Source organism: Saccharopolyspora sp., assembly GCF_017434145.1.
In the GTDB taxonomy this organism is placed as follows: Bacteria; Actinomycetota; Actinomycetes; order Mycobacteriales; family Pseudonocardiaceae; genus Saccharopolyspora_C; species Saccharopolyspora_C galaxeae.
Map to the genome: position 1 here is coordinate 1 of NZ_JAFRFW010000324.1, position 4,464 is coordinate 4,464.

General features: G+C 70.8%; 5 protein-coding genes. 1 reads left to right on the forward strand and 4 read right to left on the reverse strand.

The features are described 5' to 3' along the window. The coding region (locus tag IJH84_RS08995; protein ID WP_295142604.1) for a biotin/lipoyl-containing protein at nucleotides 1-389 on the reverse strand (389 nt) is incomplete at its 3' end. A 61-nt stretch (nucleotides 390-450) separates the two neighbouring features. Then, nucleotides 451-1,821 (reverse strand): dihydrolipoyl dehydrogenase, encoded by a 1,371-nt coding sequence (gene lpdA / locus IJH84_RS09000; RefSeq protein ID WP_295142607.1) that lies wholly within the window; start codon nucleotides 1,819-1,821, stop codon nucleotides 451-453. 292 nt (nucleotides 1,822-2,113) lie between these two features. Between lpdA and IJH84_RS09005 the strand changes: the two genes are divergently transcribed. Then, on the forward strand, nucleotides 2,114-2,467 hold the full coding sequence (locus IJH84_RS09005; protein ID WP_200071189.1) for an oxidoreductase: 354 nt from the start codon (nucleotides 2,114-2,116) through the stop codon (nucleotides 2,465-2,467). A gap of 73 nt (nucleotides 2,468-2,540) precedes the next feature. On the opposite strand, the gene IJH84_RS09010 is transcribed toward IJH84_RS09005, so the two are convergent. Both IJH84_RS09010 and IJH84_RS09015 read right to left on the reverse strand, forming a co-directional pair. Beyond that, on the reverse strand, nucleotides 2,541-3,053 hold the full coding sequence (locus tag IJH84_RS09010; protein ID WP_200071190.1) for an OsmC family protein: 513 nt from the start codon (nucleotides 3,051-3,053) through the stop codon (nucleotides 2,541-2,543). A gap of 136 nt (nucleotides 3,054-3,189) precedes the next feature. Next, the coding region (locus tag IJH84_RS09015; protein ID WP_295142612.1) for a leucyl aminopeptidase at nucleotides 3,190-4,464 on the reverse strand (1,275 nt) is incomplete at its 5' end.

Genomic DNA, 4,464 nt, shown 5'->3' on the forward strand with positions numbered 1-4,464 from the left:
GCCGAACCGCCCGAGGACGGCGCGGCGGGCTGCTCCTGCTGCGCGGCGGGCTGCGCTGCTTCCTGCTGCGGCGCTTGTTGCTGCGGCGCTGCCTGCTGGGGAGCTTCCTGCTGGGGTGCCTCCTGCGCCGGGGCGGACTCCCCGCCCGCAGCGCTGTCACCGATCACGGCGAGCTGGGCGCCGACCTCGACCGTGTCGTCCTCCTGCGCGACGATCTGCTGCAACACGCCTGCGCTCGGGGACGGGATCTCGGTGTCGACCTTGTCGGTGGAGACTTCCAGCAGCGGTTCGTCGACCTCGACGGTGTCGCCGATCTGCTTGAGCCACCGGGTGATCGTGCCCTCGCTGACGCTCTCGCCGAGCGCGGGCATCTGGACGGAGAAGGACATCGGTCGCTGACTCCTAGTGCGGTGTGGCGGGGTGTGGTGCGGGTGCGGGACCGGGCGCGGCTCAGCCGTGCACGTGCAGCGGCTTGCCTGCCAGCGCGAGGTGGGCCTCGCCGAGCGCCTCGGTCTGCGTGGGGTGGGCGTGCACCAGCGGTGCCACGTCCTCCGGCAGCGCCTCCCAGTTGTAGATCAGCTGGGCTTCACCGATGAGCTCGCCGACCCGGTCGCCGACCAGGTGCAGGCCCAGCACCGGACCGTCGGCGGCGCGGACCAGCTTGACCGCCCCGGCCGTCTTCAGGATCTGGCTCTTGCCGTTGCCCGCGAGGTCGTAGGTGAACGTCTGCACCTCGCCGTACTGTTCCTTGGCCGCGGCTTCGGTCAGCCCGACCGAGGCGACCTCCGGGTGGCTGTAGGTGACCCGCGGGATGCCCGCCTCGTCGATCGGGGCCGGGTTCAGCCCGGCGATCTCCTCGGCGATGAACACGCCCTGCTGGAACCCGCGGTGCGCCAGCTGCAGCCCCGGCACGATGTCACCGACCGCGTACACCCCGTCGAGGCTGGTGCGCAGCCGGTCGTCGGTGGTGACGAAGCCGCGCTCCATCGCGACCCCGGCCTCCTCGTAACCGAGGCCCGCGGTGCTCGGCCCGCGCCCGACCGCCACCAGCAGCAGGTCCGCGTCGAGCTGGTCGCCGCTTTCCAGGCTCACCGAAACGCCGGAGTCGGTCTGCTGCGCGCCGGTGAACTTCACGCCGGTCTTGAACTTGATGCCGCGCTTGCGGAAGGCGCGCTCGAGCTGCTTGGAGGCGAACTCGTCCTCGTTCGGCACCAGGTGCGGCAGCGCCTCGACGATCGTGACCTCGGCGCCGAAGGAGCGCCACACGCTGGCGAACTCCACGCCGATCACACCGCCGCCGAGCACCACGACCTTGTCCGGCACGTAGTCCAGGTTCAGCGCTTCCTCGCTGGCGATGACCCGCCCGCCCAGCTCCAGGCCCGGCAGCGACTTGGAGTACGAGCCGGTGGCCAGCACGACGTTCTTGCCGGTGTAGCGGGTGCCGCCGACATCGACGGTGTTGCGGTCCACCAGCTTGCCCGCACCCTCGACCAGCTGGACCTGGTGCGCCTTGGCCAAGCCCTGCAGGCCCTTGTGCAGCTTGGTGACGACGCCGTCCTTGTAGGAGTTGACCCCGTTGATGTCGATGCCCTCGAGCGAGGTCTTGACGCCGAACTGATCGCCGTCGCGGGCCGAATCGGCCACCTCCGCGGCGTGCAGCAGAGCCTTGGTGGGAATGCACCCGCGGTGCAAGCAGGTCCCACCGAGCTTGTCCTTTTCGATGAGGACGACGGACAGGCCCAGCTCAGCCGCGCGGAAAGCGCAGGCGTAGCCGCCCGAACCGCCGCCGAGAATGACCAGATCGGCGGACGTGTCGGTCACTTCGCACTCCTCGACAGCCATCGTTGACTCGCTTCGGTGCCGCCCGGCCCGGCTGTCGCACGAGGCGCGGAACACCCGGGAGACATCTTGTCACCACCCGAAGGAACGATGCGACGTGGGCTCGCCGGGGATCAGCGGAACGTGCCGGATGCCACTGGATCGTTTTCGGCGCATTCTCAGCCTCCGCTCAGCGTCGCGGTGGCATCATCGCGAACAGGAGTTGCACGAGTCGGCGGAACGCCGTCCGGCCTGGTACCCGGCGGCCCGCGACGCTCGCGGGAAGGCGAATGCGGTGGGACTGTTCGATCGTTTCCGGCGACGGCGGCGCCCGGCCGGATCGGCCACTTCCCGCGATTCCGAGCACCTGCGTGCGTGGGCGGAAGGTCATTACGGCGTCGAGGCTTTCCTGGAGCCGCGAACCAACGTCACCGAAACCACGTTATTGCTGGTCGCGCATGACGGGGAATGGACCAGGCGGCGAGTGGACGGGCCGCGCGCGGCGTTCCGGTTCGCCCACCGGCTCGGGATGCCCTGCTACGAGGTCGCCAAGCTCGGCTACCCGCAGCGGATGCGGGATTATCAGGCGCGGCAACGGATCCTGCGGCGGCGCGAACAACGCCGCAGAGACCTCGGGGACATCGGCTAGGAATGTGCGTGCTCGGCGGCGCCACTGCGAAGAGTTCCGCAACGCGCGTGCGCGCGCCGTCGCGACTCGGTCGCTAGTTCGCGACTCGCGTGGACGGGACCAGGCGCACCGGGAAGTTCACCGATTTCGCGACGTAGCACAGCTCGTGCGCCCGCCGGTGCAGCGCCTCGGCCGCATCGACGCTGGCCAGGTCCTCGACGGCGACCTCCGGGTTGAGCACCACTTCGCTGAACTGCCCGGAACCGTCGGAGTTCTCCGCCAGCGTGCCGCGCGCCCGGTCGTGGTAGCCGATCACGACGACGCCGTGCTCGGCCGCCAAGTGCAGGAACCACAGCATGTGGCACTGCGACAGCGAGGCGACCAGCAGTTCCTCCGGGTTGTAGCGGTCCGGATCGCCGAGGAAGGCGGGGTCCGCGGATGCCTCGATGGAGTTCTTGCCGGGGGAGCGGACCTCGTGGGTGCGCTCGTAGCTGTGATAACTGCTGGTCCCGGCGCCGGTGTTGCCGGTCCACACCACCTCGACCGCGAAACCGTGCCGAGTCGGTGCGGTGCCGTCCGGTCTGCTGCGCCCGCTGGGTTCGCTCACCCGGCCATCCTGGCATCGCCCGGGGCCGGTGTGGACTCCTTTTGCGGATGAGTTCACACCGGCCCCGGGCGGAGCCACGTCAGAAATCGCGGTCACACCGGCAAGGGGCGGCGAGAAGGCCGCTGAGGTAGGTGTGTCAGCCGTTCTCGGCGATGTCGGCCAGCACGGCCGCGATCGTGCGAACCGGCACGCCGGTGCCGCCCTTCGGGGTGTAGCCCCACGGCGAGTTCGAGTTGTACGCCGGGCCCGCCACGTCGAGGTGCGCCCACGGCAGCTCGCCTGCCACGAACTCCTGCAGGACATGGCCCGCCGCGAGCATCCCGCCCCAGCGGTGCCCCGGGACGTTGGCGATGTCGGCGAGCTTGGAGTCCAGGTCGCCACGCAGCTCGTCCGGCAGCGGCATCGGCCACGCGCCCTCGCCGGAAGCCTGCGACAGCCGGGCGACCCGGTCCCGGAAGTCCTCGCTGCCCATCACCGCCGGGGTGCGCTTGCCCAGCGCGACGACCTGCGCACCGGTGAGCGTCGAGGTCTCGATCAGGTAGTCCGGCTCGTCCTCGGCGGCGCGCACCATCGCGTCGGCCAGGATCAGCCGGCCTTCCGCGTCGGTGTTGAGCACCTCGACGGTCTTGCCGCCGTACATCGTCAGCACGTCGCCGGGCCGGTAGGCGTTGCCGGAGGGCATGTTCTCCACCATCGGCACCGTGGCGGTGACCTCCAGCGGATAGTTCAGCTTCGCGACCAGCACCATCGTTGCGATCACCGCGGCGGCCCCGGACATGTCCGAGGTCATCTCGTCCATCGTGGCGGCGGGCTTGAGCGAGATGCCGCCGGTGTCGAAGGTGACGCCCTTGCCGACCAGCGCGACCTTCTTCGCCGCCTTCGGCCCCTTGTGCCGCAGCCGCACCAGCCGCGGCGGGCGGGTCGACCCGGCGCCGACGCCGAGGATTCCGCCGTAACCGGCCTTGCGCAGCGCCGCGTCGTCGAGCACCTCGACCTCCAGCCCGGCCGAGCGGGCCAGTTCCGCGGCGCGGTCGGCGAACGAGGCCGGGTACAGGTCGTTCGGCGGGGTGTTGATCAGGTCGCGGGCCGCGCCGACCGACTCGCCGATCACCGAGCCGCCCTTGAGCGCGGACTTGGCCGCCTCGTCCTTGGCGTCCGGCACCACCACGTCGACCTTGGCCACCGGGTCGTCGCCGCGTTCGGACTTGTACTGCCGGAACGAGTAGGCGCCGAGCACGGTGCCCTGCACCGCCGCGGACAGGTCGAGCGCACCGAGGGTGGTCGCCGCGTGCGAGAAACCGGCCAGCGCGCGGGCCGCGGCACCGGAGGCGCGGCGCACCGCCTCCCCGGTCGGTGCTTCGCCGGTGACCTTGCCGAGCCCGGGGGCCAGCAGCACGTCCGCGCGCAGGCC